Origin of the sequence: Pseudomonas mediterranea CFBP 5447 (assembly GCF_000774145.1) — a bacterium.
Classification (GTDB): domain Bacteria; phylum Pseudomonadota; class Gammaproteobacteria; order Pseudomonadales; family Pseudomonadaceae; genus Aquipseudomonas; species Aquipseudomonas mediterranea.
This window is the reverse complement of sequence record NZ_KN322985.1, coordinates 197,835-215,628: the sequence shown is the minus strand read 5'-3', so window position 1 is coordinate 215,628 and position 17,794 is coordinate 197,835. Positions and strand designations below refer to the sequence as shown.

16 protein-coding genes are annotated in these 17,794 nt (G+C 61.5%); 9 read left to right on the top strand and 7 right to left on the bottom strand.

Going from position 1 to position 17,794, the window contains the following annotated elements:
* Positions 1 to 103: 103 nt before the first annotated feature.
* Positions 104 to 301, bottom strand: a complete 198-nt coding sequence (locus tag N005_RS13245) for a DUF6316 family protein (RefSeq protein WP_047701605.1) — start codon at positions 299 to 301, stop codon at positions 104 to 106.
* 200 nt (positions 302 to 501) lie between these two features.
* Here N005_RS13245 and N005_RS13240 point away from each other — a divergent pair, with 200 nt between their 5' ends.
* Positions 502 to 1,464: a DMT family transporter gene (locus N005_RS13240; RefSeq protein WP_047701604.1), complete on the top strand. Its 963-nt coding sequence runs from the start codon at positions 502 to 504 to the stop codon at positions 1,462 to 1,464.
* A 155-nt stretch (positions 1,465 to 1,619) separates the two neighbouring features.
* On the opposite strand, the gene N005_RS13235 is transcribed toward N005_RS13240, so the two are convergent.
* Positions 1,620 to 3,014 carry a class II fumarate hydratase gene (locus N005_RS13235; RefSeq protein WP_041024550.1) on the bottom strand — a complete coding sequence of 465 codons (1,395 nt, stop codon included), beginning with the start codon at positions 3,012 to 3,014 and terminating at the stop codon, positions 1,620 to 1,622.
* 192 nt (positions 3,015 to 3,206) lie between these two features.
* Between N005_RS13235 and N005_RS13230 the strand changes: the two genes are divergently transcribed.
* From N005_RS13230 to N005_RS13200, 7 genes are all read left to right on the top strand, one after another.
* Positions 3,207 to 3,734, top strand: a complete 528-nt coding sequence (locus N005_RS13230; protein WP_047701603.1) for a DUF2059 domain-containing protein — start codon at positions 3,207 to 3,209, stop codon at positions 3,732 to 3,734.
* 12 nt (positions 3,735 to 3,746) lie between these two features.
* On the top strand, positions 3,747 to 4,046 hold the full coding sequence (locus N005_RS13225; RefSeq protein ID WP_041024552.1) for a BolA family protein: 300 nt from the start codon (positions 3,747 to 3,749) through the stop codon (positions 4,044 to 4,046).
* Between the two features lie 268 nt (positions 4,047 to 4,314).
* Positions 4,315 to 5,256 (top strand): oxygen-dependent tRNA uridine(34) hydroxylase TrhO, encoded by a 942-nt coding sequence (gene trhO / locus N005_RS13220; protein WP_047701602.1) that lies wholly within the window; start codon positions 4,315 to 4,317, stop codon positions 5,254 to 5,256.
* 36 nt (positions 5,257 to 5,292) lie between these two features.
* Entirely contained in the window at positions 5,293 to 5,895 is a 603-nt protein-coding gene (locus N005_RS13215) for a DsbA family protein (protein WP_174245333.1), read from the top strand.
* On the top strand, positions 5,888 to 7,714 hold the full coding sequence (locus N005_RS13210) for an ABC transporter ATP-binding protein (protein WP_047701600.1): 1,827 nt from the start codon (positions 5,888 to 5,890) through the stop codon (positions 7,712 to 7,714). Before N005_RS13215 ends, N005_RS13210 begins: the two co-directional genes overlap by 8 nt.
* A gap of 190 nt (positions 7,715 to 7,904) precedes the next feature.
* Positions 7,905 to 10,364 carry an EAL domain-containing protein gene (locus N005_RS13205; protein ID WP_047701599.1) on the top strand — a complete coding sequence of 820 codons (2,460 nt, stop codon included), beginning with the start codon at positions 7,905 to 7,907 and terminating at the stop codon, positions 10,362 to 10,364.
* Between the two features lie 80 nt (positions 10,365 to 10,444).
* A complete protein-coding gene (locus tag N005_RS13200) occupies positions 10,445 to 11,215 on the top strand; it encodes an iron-containing redox enzyme family protein (protein WP_236675623.1) in 771 nt (256 codons plus the stop codon).
* 274 nt (positions 11,216 to 11,489) lie between these two features.
* Here N005_RS13200 and N005_RS13195 read toward each other — a convergent pair whose 3' ends face one another.
* From N005_RS13195 to N005_RS13175, 5 genes are all read right to left on the bottom strand, one after another.
* On the bottom strand, positions 11,490 to 12,416 hold the full coding sequence (locus tag N005_RS13195; protein ID WP_047701597.1) for a GGDEF domain-containing protein: 927 nt from the start codon (positions 12,414 to 12,416) through the stop codon (positions 11,490 to 11,492).
* Positions 12,417 to 12,776: 360 nt separating this feature from the next.
* On the bottom strand, positions 12,777 to 13,517 hold the full coding sequence (locus N005_RS13190) for a YciK family oxidoreductase (protein WP_047701596.1): 741 nt from the start codon (positions 13,515 to 13,517) through the stop codon (positions 12,777 to 12,779).
* A 223-nt stretch (positions 13,518 to 13,740) separates the two neighbouring features.
* A complete protein-coding gene (gene mupP / locus N005_RS13185) occupies positions 13,741 to 14,412 on the bottom strand; it encodes an N-acetylmuramic acid 6-phosphate phosphatase MupP (protein WP_047701595.1) in 672 nt (223 codons plus the stop codon).
* Positions 14,413 to 14,416: 4 nt separating this feature from the next.
* Positions 14,417 to 15,115 (bottom strand): bifunctional 2-polyprenyl-6-hydroxyphenol methylase/3-demethylubiquinol 3-O-methyltransferase UbiG, encoded by a 699-nt coding sequence (gene ubiG, locus N005_RS13180; RefSeq protein ID WP_024778720.1) that lies wholly within the window; start codon positions 15,113 to 15,115, stop codon positions 14,417 to 14,419.
* A 62-nt stretch (positions 15,116 to 15,177) separates the two neighbouring features.
* Positions 15,178 to 16,509, bottom strand: a complete 1,332-nt coding sequence (locus N005_RS13175; RefSeq protein ID WP_047701594.1) for a TRZ/ATZ family hydrolase — start codon at positions 16,507 to 16,509, stop codon at positions 15,178 to 15,180.
* Positions 16,510 to 16,614: 105 nt separating this feature from the next.
* Here N005_RS13175 and mtnA point away from each other — a divergent pair, with 105 nt between their 5' ends.
* Positions 16,615 to 17,691, top strand: coding sequence for an S-methyl-5-thioribose-1-phosphate isomerase (mtnA, locus tag N005_RS13170; RefSeq protein ID WP_047701593.1), 1,077 nt, complete (start codon positions 16,615 to 16,617; stop codon positions 17,689 to 17,691).
* Positions 17,692 to 17,794 lie beyond the last annotated feature (103 nt).

Genomic DNA, 17,794 nt, shown 5'->3' with positions numbered 1-17,794 from the left:
CGCCGTTGACTCAAGCAGTCTGACCCACCGAGTTGCCTGGTTTTAGGGGCGCTTCGCGCCCCAGCGGGGATAAATCCCCTCGCCACAGTTTTGCGGAGCCTTGTCAGCTGGCGATCTCAAGCGCCTTTTGCATCCGCTCGATGTACGCCGCGACCTCTTGCTCCGCGGCTTCACGGCTGGCAAACGGTCCTTCCTGGGTGCCTTCCCGGGTACTGAAATAAAATTCACCGTTTATCCGGCAGATCCGGTCACTGGGAAAGACCATCGCAGGGGTGAGGTCCTGGGCGCGTTTGCCAAGCATGGAGACTCCAAGAAACTTTAAAAATCGGTTGAGTGAAGTTTATTCGTTGGCATCAACTGGCGCTTGGCCAGCCGATGGGCGGCAATGTGCCATCTCTGCTTTCGCGAACGACCTTTGAACTGTTAGTGCGTAACTGTCCCTGTGTCGCCAAGCCATCTCCCACTAGAATAGTCGCTCTTTTCTTGAGCCTCGGGGATTGCATGCACATTTCGTCCGGTCGCTGGGTCTATGGCCTGTTCCTCGCCCTGTTGACCGCCCTGTTGTGGGGAATCCTGCCGATCAAGCTCAAGCAGGTGTTACAGGTGATGGACCCGGTCACGGTGACCTGGTTTCGCTTGCTGGTGTCCGGCGGCTTGCTGTTCATCTATCTGGCAACCACCCGACGCCTGCCCAGCCGCAAGGTGCTCGGTCCGCGGGGTGGCTGGCTGGTGGCGATGGCGGTGCTGGGGCTGGTAGGCAACTATGTGCTGTACCTGATGGGCCTGAATCGCTTGAGCCCCGGCACCGCGCAACTGGTGGTGCAGATGGGGCCGATCCTGCTGCTGGTCGCCAGCCTCTTTGTGTTCAAGGAACGTTTCAGCCTGGGGCAGGGGATTGGCCTGCTGGTGTTGCTGATCGGTTTCACGCTGTTTTTCAACCAGCGCCTCGCTGAGTTGCTGACCTCGCTGAGCCAATACACCGCCGGGGTCTTGATGGTGTTGCTGGCGTCGGCTGTCTGGACGTTCTACGCCCTGGGCCAGAAGCAGTTGTTGACGGTGTGGAATTCGTTGCAGGTGATGATGGTGATCTACCTGTTCTGCGCGTTGCTGCTCACGCCATGGGCCCACCCGTTGGAAGCGCTGCAACTGAGCCCTCTGCAAGGCTGGCTGTTGTTTGCCTGTTGCCTGAACACCCTGATTGCCTATGGCGCATTTGCCGAAGCCCTGGCCCACTGGGAAGCCTCGCGGGTCAGTGCGACGCTGGCGATTACGCCGCTGGTGACTTTCGCTGCGGTAGCCGTGGCTGCCTGGTGGTGGCCCGACTATGTGCATGCCGAACAGATCAATCTGTTGGGGTATGGCGGGGCGGTACTGGTCGTATTGGGGTCAGCGCTGGTGGCGTTGGGGCCTTCGCTGATTGCCGGGCTCAGGGCCCGGCGTGAGCGGTTGGCTGTGGAGCGGTAGCGGCCTGCTGGTGGCAGTGATGTGAGTCGACCGACCTCATCGCGAGCAGGCTCGCTCCCACATTGGATCTTCAGCGTATGCAAATCCCGGGTTCGACCGGGATCCCTTGTGGGAGCGAGCCTGCTCGCGAAGGCTCACTCCCTGTCAACCAGGATTCAGCCCTGGCTCCCGGCCTCCAGCATGTTTTCCGGCCGCACCCAGGCATCGAACTCTTCGTCGGTCAGATAACCCAGCTGCAACGCAGCTTCGCGCAGCGTCAGCCCTTCGCTGTAGGCCTTCTTGGCGATCTCGGCGGACTTGTCGTAGCCAATATGCGGGTTCAACGCCGTCACCAGCATCAACCCACGTTCCAGGTGCGCCGCCATCTGTTCGCCATCGGGTTCGAGCCCGGCGATGCAGTGCTGCTGGAAGTTGCTGCAGCCGTCGGCCAGCAGGCGGATCGATTGCAGCAGGTTATGGATGATCACTGGCTTGAACACATTCAATTGCAAATGGCCCTGGCTGGCGGCAAAACCGATGGTCACGTCGTTGCCCATGACCTGGCAGGCCAGCATCGACAAGGCTTCGCACTGGGTCGGGTTGACCTTGCCGGGCATGATGGAACTGCCCGGCTCGTTGGCCGGCAATTTTACTTCGGCGAAGCCGGCCCGCGGTCCGGAGCCCAGCAGGCGCAGGTCATTGGCGATTTTCATCAAGGTCACGGCCAGGGTTTTCAGCGCGCCGGACAGTGTGGTCAGGGGCTCGTGCCCCGCCAGCGCCGCAAACTTGTTCGGCGCGGTGACGAACGGCAGACCGGACAGCGCCGCCAGTTCTGCGGCAATCGCTTCGCCGAAACCGTGGGGCGAATTCAGCCCGGTGCCGACGGCCGTGCCGCCCTGGGCCAGTTCGCAGACCGCCGGCAGCGCGGCACGGATCGCCCGTTCGGCGTAGTCGAGCTGGGCAATGAAGGCTGACAGTTCCTGGCCGAAGGTGATCGGCGTGGCATCCATCATGTGGGTGCGGCCGGTCTTGACCAGTTTCAGGTGGCGCGCCGCCAGCTCCGCCAGCCCGCCGGACAGTTCGCTGATGGCCGGCAACAATTGCTTGTGGACGGCCTGCACCGCGGCGATGTGCATGGCGGTAGGGAAGCAGTCGTTGGAGCTCTGGGAGCGGTTGACGTGATCGTTGGGGTGCACCGGGGTCTTGCCGCCGCGGGGGTTGCCTGCCAGCTCGTTGGCACGCCCGGCGATCACCTCGTTGACGTTCATGTTGCTCTGGGTGCCGCTGCCGGTCTGCCAGACCACCAGCGGAAATTGGTCGTCATGCTGGCCGTCCAGCACTTCGTCGGCGGCCTGTTCGATCAGCCGGGCGATGTCGGCGGGCAAGTCGCCGTTGCGGTCGTTGACCCGCGCGGCGGCTTTCTTGATCAGTGCCAGGGCATGCAGCACCGACAGCGGCATGCGTTCGTTACCGATGGCGAAGTTGATCATGGAACGCTGTGTCTGGGCGCCCCAGTAGGCGTCCTCCGGGACTTCAACCTGGCCAAGGCTGTCGGTTTCGATACGGCTCATTGGGTCAAACTCCTGATAGGTCTGAATGCGCAGTTTAGGCCCTGTCGGGCGGTACCGGTTCCGTCAATCTAGGAGTGGTCGGTTCGGTCCGTCAATCGGGACCGGCAAGCACCGGGGTTGAGGCCTGGCGTTTTTTAGGCGCAGAATGGTCGCCCTTGGGGTTTTACCTCGCCAGTTAGATAAGGAAACTCGATGACCCGTCTTCGCGCCATCTGTACCGCAGTTGCTCTGGTGTGTGCCAGCGGCCCTGTTCTCGCCGATACCGCCAGTCACAAAGCCAGCGCCGAAGCGTTCCTGACCCTGGCACACGCCGACAAGCTGGGCACCCCGGTGTACATGCAGGTGCAGCAGATGTTTGCCCAGCGCTTCGAACAGACCAAGGCTCCCGAGTCGAAGAAAGCCACCCTGGAAACCTACCAGGCCAAGGCCAACGCCGCGCTTGACCAGGCCATCGGCTGGAACAAGCTCAAGCCGGACATGGTCCAGCTCTACACCACCAACTTCAGCGAGTCGGAGCTCAAGGACCTGGTGGCTTTCTATCAGTCGCCGCTGGGCAAGAAAGTCCTGGAAAAAATGCCCCAACTGACCCAACAGTCGGCCCAACTGACCCAGGCCAAGCTGGAAAGCGCGGTGCCGGTGGTCAACAAGCTGCTGGCGGACATGACCGCCGAGCTCGAGCCGAAATCCGCTGCGCCTGCCCCAGCCAAGAAAAAGCCGTAAGCGGAGCCTGGAATGAGCATGCAACAACGCATCGAATCGACACTCGGTCTTCTGCAGCCCGAGCACCTGCAAGTGCTGGATGAAAGCCACATGCACAGCCGTGGGCTGCAGACCCACTTCAAGGCGGTGGTGGTGAGCCGGCAGTTCGAGGGGCTCAATCGGGTCAAGCGCCACCAGAAGGTCTACGGCACGCTGGGTGAGCTGATGGGCGAATTCCATGCGTTGGCGCTGCACACCTACACCCCCGAAGAATGGGCACAGATTGATGCCGCACCGGCTTCGCCGACCTGTGCCGGTGGCAGCAAGCACTGATCATTGTGGGGAGGAAGCTTTTGTGGCGAGGGAGCTTGCTCCCGCTGGACCGTGAAGCGGTCCCCTGGGACATTCCGGGAAAGTCCAGACGACGGCTTCGCCGCCGAGCGGGAGCAAGCTCCCTCGCCACAGGTGTGCTTCTCAAGCCACAGGTGCGCTCCTAAAGCCACCGTGTTTTTGCTAGAATCCGCAACGCGCCGCTGACCCGGCGCGTTTTTTTTTGCATCCGGTTCACCCCTTACGAGGGTAGCCACCTGGAGAAATACCCATGACACAACCCATTGTCGTGGCGGCACTGTATAAGTTCGTCACCCTGGAAGATTACGTCGAGCTGCGTGAGCCCTTGCTCAAGGCGATGCTCGATAACGGTATCAAAGGCACCCTGCTGATCGCCGAAGAAGGCATCAACGGCACGGTCTCCGGTACCCGCGAAGGCATCGACGGCTTGCTGGCCTGGCTCAAGAACGATCCGCGCATGATCGACATCGATCACAAGGAGTCGTACTGCGACGAGCAGCCGTTCTACCGCACCAAGGTCAAGCTCAAGAAGGAAATCGTCACCCTCGGCGTCGAGGGCGTGGATCCGAACAAGCAGGTCGGCACCTATGTCGAACCCCAGGACTGGAACGCGCTGATCAGCGATCCGGAAGTGCTGTTGATCGATACCCGCAACGATTACGAAGTGTCCATCGGGACATTCGAAGGCGCAATCGATCCCAAGACCGCCAGCTTTCGCGAATTCCCCGACTACATCAAGGCCAACTTCGATCCGGCCAAGCACAAGAAAGTCGCGATGTTCTGCACCGGTGGCATCCGTTGTGAGAAAGCGTCCAGCTACATGCTCAGCCAGGGCTTCGACGAGGTCTTCCACCTCAAGGGTGGCATCCTGAAATACCTCGAAGAAGTCCCCCAGGAACAAACCAAATGGCGCGGCGACTGCTTTGTGTTCGATAACCGCGTGACCGTTCGCCACGATCTCAGCGAAGGCGACTACGATCAATGTCATGCGTGCCGTACACCGGTGAGCGTGGAAGATCGCGCTTCGGAGCACTACGTGCCTGGCATCAGTTGCCCGCATTGCTGGGACAAGCTGAGCGAGAAGACCCGCCGCAGCGCCATCGACCGGCAAAAGCAGATCGAATTGGCCAAGGCCCGCAACATGCCGCACCCGATCGGCTACAACTACAAGCAATCATCCTCCGAGGCCTGAACCATGCCGCCACGCCTGCTGTATGTCATGGACCCGATGTGTTCCTGGTGCTGGGGCTTCGCGCCGGTAGCCGAAGCATTGGTCGAGCAGGCGCAGGCCCAGGGCGTGGAACTGCACCTGGTGGTGGGCGGTTTGCGTACGGGCAGCGGCTCGTCCCTGGAGCCCACAACCCGGCGTTACATCCTCGAGCATTGGCAAGCTGTCACCCAGGCCACCGGCCAGCCGTTCAAGCTGGAGGGCGCGCTGCCGGACGGTTTCGTCTATGACACCGAGCCAGCCTGCCGGGCGCTGGTGACGGCCCGGAGCTTGGCGCCGGATTTGGCCTGGAAGCTGCTGAAACTGATTCAACAGGCTTTTTATGAGCAGGGTCGCGACGTGACCCATGCCAGCGTCCTGGTGGAGCTGGCGGAACAGGCCGGCCTGCCACGCATCGAGTTTGCCGCGGCGTTCGACAGCGCCGAGCAGCATGCGGCCACTGCCGCGGATTTCACTTGGGTGCAGGATCTCGGCATTGCCGGTTTCCCCACGCTGCTGGCCGAGCGCGACGGCCAATTGGCCCTGCTGACCAACGGTTACCAGCCCCTGGGCCAACTGTCTCCATTGCTTGGCCGCTGGCTGGAGCGTGCGGCCTGTGCCTGACCTGCCGGATGGCGCCTCGGAGCCACAGCGCGTCGATCGATTGAGCTGGGCGGAAATCCGTCGCCTGGCCCTCAAACACAAGAAAGCCCTGTGGATAGCCAACGGCGTGGCCGTGCTGGCGACGCTGTGCAGCGTGCCGATCCCCTTGCTGTTGCCATTGTTGGTGGACGAAGTACTGCTGGGGCGGGGCGACGCCGCCTTGAAAGTGATGAACCACGCCTTGCCGACGGCTTGGCAGACGGCTGCCGGCTATATCGGGTTGATGTTGCTGGCAACCTTGACCCTTCGGTGCGGCGCGTTGCTGTTCAACGTGCTGCAAGCGCGCTTGTTCGCCAGGCTCGCCAAAGACATCGTCTATCGCATCCGTATCCGCCTGATCGAGCGCCTCAAACGGATTTCCCTGGGGGAATACGAAAGCCTGGGCAGCGGTACCGTGGCCGCGCACCTGGTCACCGACCTGGACACCCTCGATAAATTCGTCGGCGAAACCCTCAGCCGTTTCCTGGTAGCAATGCTGACGTTGGTGGGCACCGCTGGCATCCTGATGTGGATGCACTGGAAACTGGCGCTGCTGATCCTGCTGTTCAATCCGCTGGTGATCTACGCCACGGTGCAGTTGGGCAAGCGGGTCAAGCACCTCAAGAAGCTCGAGAACGATAGCACCTCGCGCTTCACCCAGGCATTGACCGAAACCCTGGATGCGATCCAGGAGGTGCGTGCCGGTAACCGCCAGGGATTTTTCCTCGGCCGCCTGGGCCAGCGCGCCCGGGAGGTGCGTGACTATGCGGTCAGTTCCCAGTGGAAAAGCGATGCGTCGGGCCGCGCCAGTGGCTTGCTGTTCCAGTTCGGCATCGACATCTTCCGTGCGGCGGCGATGCTCACCGTGCTGTTCTCCGACCTGTCCATCGGCCAGATGCTGGCGGTGTTCAGCTACCTCTGGTTCATGATCGGTCCGGTGGAACAGCTGTTGAATCTTCAGTACGCCTATTACGCGGCCGGCGGTGCGTTGAGCCGGATCAACGAACTCCTGGCCCGGGCCGACGAGCCGCAGTACAGCGGCGGTGTCGACCCGTTCAAGGGCCGCGATACCGTGGGCATCGACATCCAGGGCTTGAGCTTCGGCTATAGCGATGAACTGGTGCTCGACCAGTTGAACCTGACCATCTCCCCCGGCGAAAAGGTCGCCATCGTCGGTGCCAGCGGTGGCGGCAAGAGCACCTTGGTGCAGCTGTTGCTGGGCCTGTATACGCCGCAGTCGGGCAGCATCCGGTTTGGCGGCGCCACCCAACAGGAAATCGGCCTGGAAACCATCCGGGAAAATGTCGCGGTGGTGCTGCAGCATCCTGCCTTGTTCAACGACACGGTGCGGGCCAACCTCTCCATGGGCCGCGACTGCAGTGACGAGGCCTGTTGGCGGGCATTGACCATCGCCCAGCTCGATACCACGGTGCGCGCGTTGCCCCAGGGGCTGGAGAGTGTGGTCGGGCGTGCCGGGGTGCGGCTGTCCGGCGGGCAGCGTCAACGCCTGGCCATTGCCCGCATGGTATTGGCCGAGCCGCGGGTGGTGATACTCGACGAAGCGACCTCCGCACTGGACGCCGCCACCGAGTACAACCTTCATCAGGCCCTGTCACATTTCCTGAGCGGGCGCACCACGTTGATCATCGCCCACCGGTTATCAGCCGTGAAACAGGCGGATCGGGTATTGGTGTTCGACGGGGGGCAAATCGCCGAAGACGGCGACCATTTGCAGTTGATCGCCGAGGGTGGCCTGTACGCTCGACTCTACGGTCATTTGCAACAGATACAGCAGCCTTGAGTTTCCTGTGATTTTCTGCGCTTAGTATCCAAAAAAATCAGCCAAACGCCCCCGATTTCTTCGAATTTCCATCCAAAGCCTGTCGCTCCTTGGATCCAGCCGTTCCAAGGAGCGAAAACTGGCCTAGGCTCTGGAATCAGAAGCGGATTTCTCCCGGGTGCTCATTGGTAATGCCTGTGCAAGGGACCTCATGAAGCAAAAGCGGACTCTCGGAACGCCTCGGTTGTTGGGCATCGTCTGGCCCTTCATTGCCGTTGTGCTATTTCAGGCATTGCTTGGGGGCGTCAGCCTCTATGTATTGTCGGCCGTTCGCGGCTATGTCGCGGGGGAAAGCCTCTGGTCCAAGGGGCAGAAAGACGCCATTTACTACCTCAACCTCTATGCCGACAGCCGTGACGAGGCGATTTTCCGCAAATATCAGCAAGCCATTGCCGTGCCCGAGGGCGGGCATGACCTGCGGGTGGCGCTGGATCGCCAGCCCCCGGACCTGGAGGCGGCACGGGCGGGCATCCTCCAGGGGGGAAACCACCCGGACGACGTGTCCAGCCTGATCTGGCTGTATCTGAATTTCCGTCATTTCAGTTACCTGGAGGAAGCCATCGATCTCTGGACGGTAGGCGACGGCTATCTGATCGAGTTGGATAACGTTGCCCGGCAGATGCACGACAGCATTACCGAAGGAACTGTTTCAGAAACCGACGTCCGCGGCTGGAAGGCGCAGATCTTTGCCATCAACGACTCCGTCACCCCGGCAGCCAAGGCTTTCAGCGACGCGCTGGGGGAGGGATCGCGTTTTATCCTGCGCCTGTTGCTGGTGACCAACTTCGCCACAGCGCTGGGGCTCATCGTCCTGGCCTTGTTGCGTACCCACAAGTTGCTGGCCCAACGTCAGGTGTTCGCCAACGCTTTGCAACTGGAGAAGGAACGGGCGCAGATCACCTTGCAATCCATCGGCGACGGCGTCATCACCACCGACGTCGAAGGTGCGATTGCCTACATGAATCCCGCTGCCGAGGCGATGACCCACTGGAAGGCCGAGCATGCCACCGGACTGCCCCTGGCCGCGTTGTTCAATCTGCTCGACGACAATGCCCAGACCGAAGGCCTGACGCTGATCGAGCACATTCTCAGCGGCCGGCTCGGTGGCGGCAGCGAACATTCCAAACTGATCCAGCGCCTGGATGGCAGTACTGTGTCGGTGACCCTGGTGGGGGCGCCGATCCGCCATGCAGGCAAGGTCAGCGGCGCCGTACTGGTCCTGCACGACATGACCCAGGAGCGCCAGTACATTGCCAACCTGTCGTGGCAGGCCACCCATGACGCGCTCACCGGCCTGGCGAACCGCCGGGAATTCGAATACCGGCTCGAACAGGCCCTGCATAACCTGACGCGCCAGGCCGGGCGCCATGCCTTGATGTTCCTCGACCTGGACCAGTTCAAGCTGGTCAACGATACCTGCGGCCACGCGGCGGGTGACGAATTGTTGCGACACATCTGCGCGTTGCTGCAATCGGGCCTGCGGGAAAACGACACCCTGGCCCGGTTGGGCGGGGATGAGTTCGGTATCTTGCTGGAAAATTGTTCACCGGAGGCGGCGGAGAAGATCGCCGAAGGCCTGCGCCAGACCGTGCAGAACCTGCACTTCGTCTGGAAAGGCCGGCCGTTCGTGACCACCGTGAGCATCGGCCTGGTGCACATCGCCCAGAACCCGACGACCCTGGAGGCGTCCCTGCGCGCCGCCGACATGGCTTGCTACATGGCCAAGGAGAAGGGGCGCAACCGAGTCCAGGTCTACCATGCAGACGATTCGGAGCTGTCCCTGCGTTTCGGTGAGATGGCCTGGGTCCAGCGCTTGCACATGGCCCTGGAGGAAAATCGCTTCTGCCTTTATGCCCAGGAAATCGCCGCGCTGGGTCCGGGCGAGCACGGTGGCGGGCACATTGAGATCCTGTTGCGCCTGCACGATGAGGCCGGGCGGATGATTCTGCCGGACAGTTTCATCCCTGCGGCGGAACGCTATGGCCTGATGACGTCCCTGGACCGTTGGGTGGTGGAGAATGTCTTCAAGATCGTCCGCCAGTGCCTGAACGAGTCGCGGCAGGGCCCCTTGGCCATGTGTGCGATCAATCTGTCAGGCACGACTATCGGAGATCAGGCGTTCCTCGACTTCCTGCGTAAACAGTTCGCAGCCTATTCGATTCCGCCGGAAATGATTTGTTTTGAAATTACAGAGACCAGCGCTATTTCGAATTTGGGCAGTGCCATTCGCTTTATCAATGAACTCAAGAGCTTGGGTTGTTACTTTTCGCTGGATGATTTTTGCGCCGGAATGTCTTCATTCGCTTACCTGAAACATTTACCTGTAGACTTCCTGAAGATCGACGGGAGTTTCGTAAAGGATATGCTGGACGACCCGATTAACCGTGCAATGGTCGAAGTGATCAACCACATCGGCCACGTCATGGGTAAGCGCACCATTGCCGAGTTTGTGGAAACTGCCCAGATCGAGCAGGCATTGCTGGAGATTGGAGTGGATTACGCTCAAGGGTATGTCATCGAGCGCCCGCAGTTGTTTACCTGTGACACGTTGCAGTGCAGGCCGGCCCGGCCCCAGCCGTTGTTATTCAAGGCCCCCGGCACGTTCCGCTGAGCCTCTTGTTGATCCAGAAAAAAATCACAATCAAAAGGAGCCCGACAGTGATCGACACATTCAACCGAACAGGCCCGCTCATGGACGCCAAAAGCTATCCACAATGGGCACAGCAGCTCATTGCCGATTGCGGCGAGAGCAAGCGCCGGGTTGTCGAACACGAGCTGTATCAACGCATGCGCGACAACAAGCTCAGCGCCAAGACCATGCGCCACTACCTCATCGGTGGTTGGCCGGTCGTTGAACAGTTCGCTTTATACATGGCACAGAACCTCACCAAGACCCGCTTTGCCCGCCATCCCGGCGAGGATATGGCCCGGCGTTGGCTGATGCGCAACATCCGTGTCGAACTCAATCACGCCGACTACTGGGTGAACTGGAGCGCCGCCCACGGCGTGACGCTTGAGGACCTGCAAGCACAGCAGGTACCGCCCGAACTCCACGCATTGAGCCACTGGTGCTGGCATACCAGCTCTTCGGACTCGCTGATCGTGGCCATCGCGGCGACCAACTATGCCATTGAAGGCGCGACCGGTGAGTGGTCGGCGGTGGTGTGTTCCAGCGGCGTTTACGCGGCGGCCTTCGCCGAAGAAGACCGCAAGCGCGCCATGAAATGGCTGAAGATGCATGCCCAGTACGACGATGCCCATCCGTGGGAAGCGCTGGAAATCATCTGCACGCTGGCGGGCATGAATCCGAGCAAGGCTCTGCAGGCCGAACTGCGTCAGGCCGTGTGCAAGAGCTACGACTACATGTACCTGTTCCTGGAGCGCTGCATGCAACTGGAACAGTCGGAGGTGACCGAAAAATCGGCATCCCCCCGCGAGCGCCTGGCGCTGGCCGGGAGTTGATGCCTAGTTGACCGATGTGGGGGCGAGTCTGCTCCGCGAAATGCTCGGACCGTCAACGGGGAGGTTGGCTGTTGGAGCGCTATCGCGAGCAGGCTCGTCCCACATTTGGTTTGGATGACTACTCAATTTTGATTCGCCTCAAATCCCCTGTGGGAGCGAGCCTGCTCGCGAAGGCGTCGGTATTTCCAGCATCAGTGCAAGCTGACCCTCCGCTATCGCGAGCAGGCTCGCTCCCACAGAGGTTCGGTCAATATCCGATTGCGCTCGCTTTCATTCAGCCCGCCATCTCCAACCGGTTCCGTCCTTCGCGCTTGGCCACATACAACGCGCTGTCGACCCGGCGCAGCAGGCTTTCCACGGATTCACCCGGCAGCAGCGTCGCGCAGCCGAGGCTGACTGTCAGCTCGATCCTGGCACCGGCAGCGAAATAATCCTGCAATTGGGCTGCATAGCGCAGTCGCTCGCCAATCGTGGCAGCGGCTTCCCGGCTGGTATTGGAAAGCAGGATCAGGAACTCCTCGCCGCCAAACCTGAACACCATATCCACGTTGCGTAATTGATCCTTAATCGACTCGGCAACGGCCTTGAGCACCTCATCGCCGGCACCATGGCCGTAGGTGTCGTTGATGCGCTTGAAATGATCGATGTCGAGCATCAGCAACGACAGTGGTTGCATGTGACGCCTGGCCATGTCGATTTCCCGCTCCATGACCTGGTCCATGGCGATCCGGTTGCCGGTCCCGGTCAACGGATCGCGCAGGGCGCTCTGGGTCGCGGCGCGGTAGAGCAGGGCGTTGCGCAGTGGAAACAGCAGGGAGGACATCACTGATTCGAGATCACTCTGCTCCGCATCGCTGAAGCGCTGATTGCGACGAAACACCAGTTCGCCCAGTTGTTCGTCTTCATGGCTGAGGTTGTAGCTGAGCAGATGATGCCCGCGCTGACCGAACTCCAGCCGCAAGTCGCTGGGCTTGTGCTGATAGGCCAGCGCATCCAGTGGCACCAGTCGTTGAACTTCACGGAAAAACAGACCCAGAATCCGCTGCGGTTCCAGACTGGTCTGCAATTGCTGACTCAATTGCTGACGCAGCTGCGAAAGACTGACGGACCGCGCGACGAGCGGTGACGGTTGACCGAGGCCCAGGCGCTGCAGTTTGGCGCTGTCGAAATCAATCGCGTTGGTCTGGATGGGCGTTTTCATTTGGCGTAAGCCCCTAAGCAAAATCTGTCCTGGCAGGCTGGGTGAGTTGGCTTTGGGCTACGTGTCGTACTGGCCCGTCAGTCCCGTAGGACGCTGATTTGAGTCTAGTCTGCTTTCCTTGGCTGACGCAGGCCTCGTATCAACCTCCGTTACCCGCCGGACATGGCGTGTTTAGCAGGGTTAGAGCGAAAGTCGTGCCAGTCCGTTCACTTCAAAAAAATCCATTGCAAATCAATGAAGTGAAAAGAATCGCGAATATCACGCGGAAATTGCGCGACATGGCTTTGGCGGTTCGTCTGGCTGGCTATCGAAGGATTCGAGCGTCGCGACGGTAAACCGCCGCAACGTGGGGGCGAGCGCTTACTGTGCGTTGAAGGCCTGGCCGTTGACGCCTTTGCTGTCCGGCCCCATCAAATACAGATAGACCGGCATGATCTCTTCTGGCGTCGGATTATTGAGCGGGTTTTCTCCCGGATAGGCCTGGGCGCGCATACTGGTGCGGGTGGCGCCGGGGTTGATGCTGTTGGCCCGCATCGGCGCGACGGTATCGACTTCGTCGGCCAGGGTCTGCATCAGTCCTTCGGTGGCGAACTTGGACACGCCATAGGCACCCCAATACGCCCGGCCCTTGCGGCCGACACTGCTTGAGGTGAACACCACGGACGCATCCGTGGACAGCTTGAGCAGTGGCAGCAAGGTGCTGGTGAGCATGAACATGGCGTTGACGTTCACTTGCATCACTCGCATGAAATTCTCGCCGGACAGTTGTTCCAGCGGCGTGCGCGGGCCGATGATCGAAGCGTTGTGCAGCAGGCCGTCCAGATGACCGAATTCGGTTTCGATCATGGCCGCCAGTTCGTCGTATTGATGGGGTAGGGCGGTTTCGAGGTTGAAGGGAATCACCGCCGGCTGCGGATGGCCGTCCGCTTCGATTTCATCGTAGACCTGGGTCAGGTTGGCTTCGGTCTTGCCCAGCAGCAGCACGGTGGCGCCGTGGGCGGCATAGGCCTTGGCGGCAGCGGCGCCAATGCCACGACCGGCGCCGGTGACCAGGATGACCCGGCCGTTGAGCAGGTCGGGGCGGGCGGAATAATCAAACATAAAAACCTCAACAGTTTAGAGCGGCACGGTAGTGGTGGCGACGAACAGAGACAGAGCTTTGATGGCGAGGAGGTTACTGCTTTTGTGGCGAGGGAGCTTGCTCCCGCTCGATTGCACAGCAATCGCAAAAAGGCGGGCCCGCTTCGCGGTCCGGCGGGAGCAAGCTCCCTCGCCACAAAAGCAGTTGCTCCCCCCTTGCCACAGGAGCGGTATCCGGATCAGCTCAACAACTGCACAGCGCGTTATCCAGCACTTCGCGCAGCGCCAGCGGGTGATCGATCACCACATCCGCGCCCCAGTGCTTGGGGTTGTCATCCGGATGGATGTAGCCGTATGTCACCGCGCAGGTCTTGGTGCCGGCGCTGCGCCCGGACTCGATGTCACGCAGGTCGTCGCCCACGAACAGCACGCTGGCCGGGTCCAGGTCGAGCATTTTGCAGGCCAGGACCAGCGGCTCCGGATCCGGCTTGCTGTTTTTCACATGATCCGGGCAGATCAGCACCTTCGAGCGCTCGGCCAGGCCCAGCTGCTGCATGATCGGCTCGGCGAAGCGCACCGGTTTGTTGGTGACCACTCCCCAGATCAGGTTGGCGGCTTCGATGTCGGCGAGCACTTCGGCCATGCCGTCGAACAAATGGCTGTGGACGGCGCAGCCCTTGAGGTAGCGATCGAGGAATTCCTGGCGCAGATCCTCGAAGCCCGGGGATTCCGGGTCCATGGAGAAGGTCACCGCGACCATTGCACGGGCGCCGCCGGAAATTTCGTCACGAATGTGCTGCGTGTTCATCGGTGGCAGGCCTCGGTCGGCGCGCATGGCCTGGCAGATGGCGATGAAGTCCGGCGCGGTATCGAGCAGCGTGCCGTCCATGTCGAAGAGAACCGCTTTGAGACGCATCGACTTATTCCTCGCGCAGGGTCTGGATCATGTAGTTGACGTCAACGTCGGCGGCCAGCTTGTAGTGCTTGGTCAGCGGGTTGTAGGTCAGGCCGATGATGTCTTTGACAGTCAGCCCGGCCGCACGGCTCCAGGCGCCCAGCTCGGAAGGACGGATGAACTTCTTGAAGTCGTGGGTGCCGCGAGGCAGCAGCTTCATGATGTATTCCGCGCCGATGATGGCGAACAGGTACGCCTTCGGGTTGCGGTTGATGGTGGAGAAGAACACCTGGCCGCCGGGCTTGACCATGCGGAAGCAGGCGCGGATGACCGAGGACGGATCCGGCACGTGTTCGAGCATTTCCAGGCAGGTGACCACGTCGAACTGGGCGGGCATTTCCTCGGCCAGGGCTTCGGCGGTGATCTGCCGGTATTCCACGCTGACGCCGGACTCCAGTTGATGCAACTGCGCCACCGCAAGCGGTGCTTCGCCCATGTCGATGCCCATCACCGTTGCGCCGCGCTGGGCCATGGCTTCGCTGAGGATGCCGCCGCCGCAGCCGACGTCGAGCACCTTCTTGCCAGCCAGGTTGACCCGTTCGTCGATCCAGTTTACCCGCAGCGGGTTGATATCGTGCAGCGGCTTGAACTCGCTTTCGCGGTCCCACCAGCGGTGAGCCAGGGCTTCGAATTTGGCGATTTCGGCGTGGTCGACGTTGCTCATGTGCAGATCCTCGAAAAACTTGAAAAAATCAGTGGCCCCGAGCCGTGGCTCAAGAGGCAGGGTTATTCGTCGTGACCGCTGATGCGGCGACCCCAGGCCTGGGCCGTGGCGGTCAGTTGCTGTTCGTCCAGGCGGGTCAGCCGGCCGTCTTCAAGCAGCGGCTTGCCGGCTACCCACAGGTGTTTCACGCAATCGCGGCCGGTGGCGTAGATCAGCTGCGACACCGGGTCGTAAATCGGTTGCTGGGCCAATCCCGACAGGTCGAAGGCCACCAGGTCGGCGGCCTTGCCGACTTCCAGGGAGCCGACGGTGGCCTCGATGCCCAGCGCCCGGGCGCCATTGAGCGTGGCCATGCGCAACGCCCGATGGGCATCCAGGGCCGTGGCCGAGCCGGCGACGGCCTTGGCCAACAGCGCTGCGGTGCGGGTTTCCCCCAGCAGGTCCAGGTCGTTGTTGCTCGCCGCGCCGTCGGTGCCGACCGCCACATTGACACCGGCCTGCCACAAGCGCTCCACCGGGCAGAAACCACTGGCCAGCTTCAGGTTCGATTCCGGGCAATGGATCACGCTGCAATTGCTTTCTACCAGCAAGGCCAGGTCTTCATCGCTGATCTGAGTCATGTGCACAGCCTGGAAACGCGGCCCCAGCAGGCCCAGTCGTCCGAGGCGAGCAATCGGCCGCTCGGCGGTGTTATCCACAGCCTGCTGCACTTCGAAGGCGGTTTCGTGAACATGCATATGAATGGCCGCGTCCAGCTCTTCGGCGATCACGCGGATTTTCTCCAGGTTCTCATCGCCCACGGTATAGGGCGCATGCGGGCCGAATGCGACTTTGATCCGCGGATGGTGCTTGAGGTCGCCGAACAATTCGATGCCCTGACGAATGGCGTCGTCGGCGCTGGCGGCCCCGGGAATCGGGAAATCGAGGATCGGAATGGCGATTTGCGCACGGATGCCGCTGTTATGGACGCGTTCGCTGGCAACCTTGGGGTAGAAGTACATGTCAGAGAAACAGGTGATGCCACCTTTGATCTGCTCGGCGATCGCCAGGTCGGTGCCGTCGCGCACGAAGTCTTCATCGACCCATTTGCCCTCGGCCGGCCAGATATGTTGTTCGAGCCAGGTCATCAGGGGCAGGTCGTCGGCCAGGCCGCGGAACAGTGTCATCGCCGCATGGCCGTGGGCGTTGATCAGGCCAGGGCTGAGCAGCATGCCCGGCAGCTCACGGACCTCGGTGGCCTCGCATTTCAGGGCTTCGGCCCGTGGACCGATGAACACGATGCAACCGTCGCGGACACCCAGGCCATGATCCTTGAGTACCACGCCGGCGGGTTCGACAGGCACCAACCAGGTCGGCAGCAATAGTAAGTCGAGCGCAACGGCGGGCTTGGGCATCGTGGATCGGTTCCATGGGTTATAAAGGATGGCGAAGTATACCCGAGCGTCATCACGCTGGGATCGCTATAATCGGCGGCTTTGTTCAAGAGTGCGGAGTGTAGGATGCGCGATCAACTGTTGGCTGCGGAGAAGGTGAAGGCCATCGATTGGCGGGATGGCGCCCTGTATCTGCTGGATCAGCGTGTTTTGCCGTTCGAGGAAAACTGGATCGCCTACACCAGTGCGGCCGGTGTGGCCGAGGCCATACGCACGATGGTGGTGCGCGGCGCGCCGGCCATCGGCATCAGTGCGGCTTACGGCGTGGTGCTGGCCGCCCGGGCGAGGGTGGCCGAGGGCGGGGACTGGTGCGCGGCGCTGGAGGCTGACTTCACTTTGCTGGCCGAGTCCCGGCCGACGGCGGTGAACCTGTTCTGGGCCCTGGATCGGATGCGTGACCGGCTGGCGCGCTTGAAAGAGCATGCCGAGCCGCTGGCCGCCCTCGAGGCCGAGGCGATCGCCATTCACGAAAGTGACCGTGAAGCCAACCTGACCATGGCCCAGCTCGGCGTCGACCTGATCCGCAAGCATCAGGGCAATGCCCAGGCCATCCTGACCCATTGCAACACCGGTGCCCTGGCCACTGGCGGCTTCGGCACGGCCCTGGGGGTGATTCGCGGTGCATTCATCGAAGGGATGGTCGAGCGGGTCTACGCCGACGAAACCCGTCCATGGCTGCAGGGTTCGCGCCTCACGGCCTGGGAACTGGCCAACGAGGGCATCCCGGTGACCCTCAACGCCGACTCCTCTGCCGCCCACATCATGAAGACCAAGGGCGTGACCTGGGTGATCGTCGGCGCCGACCGTATCACCGCCAACGGTGACGTGGCGAACAAGATCGGTACCTATCAACTGGCGGTCTGCGCCATGCATCACGGTGTGCGCTTCATGGTGGTGGCGCCGAGTTCGACCATCGACATGAACCTGGCCAGCGGCGAGGACATCCCGATCGAAGAGCGCGACGGGCGCGAACTGCTGGAAGTCGGCGGCAAGCGGGTCGGCGCGGAGGTGGAGGCGTTCAACCCGGTGTTCGATGTCACGCCGGCGGACCTGATCGATGTCATCGTCACCGAGAAGGGGAGCGTCGAGCGCCCGGATACCGCGAAGATGGCGCAGTTGATGTGTCGTAAGCGGCTGCATTAAGACGGTTTTTTCAGGTGTATCGCCATCGCGAGCAGGCTCGCTCCCACATGGAATCGGGGCATGCCCGGAATCCCGGGTATGCAAAGCCTCCCTGTGGGAGCGA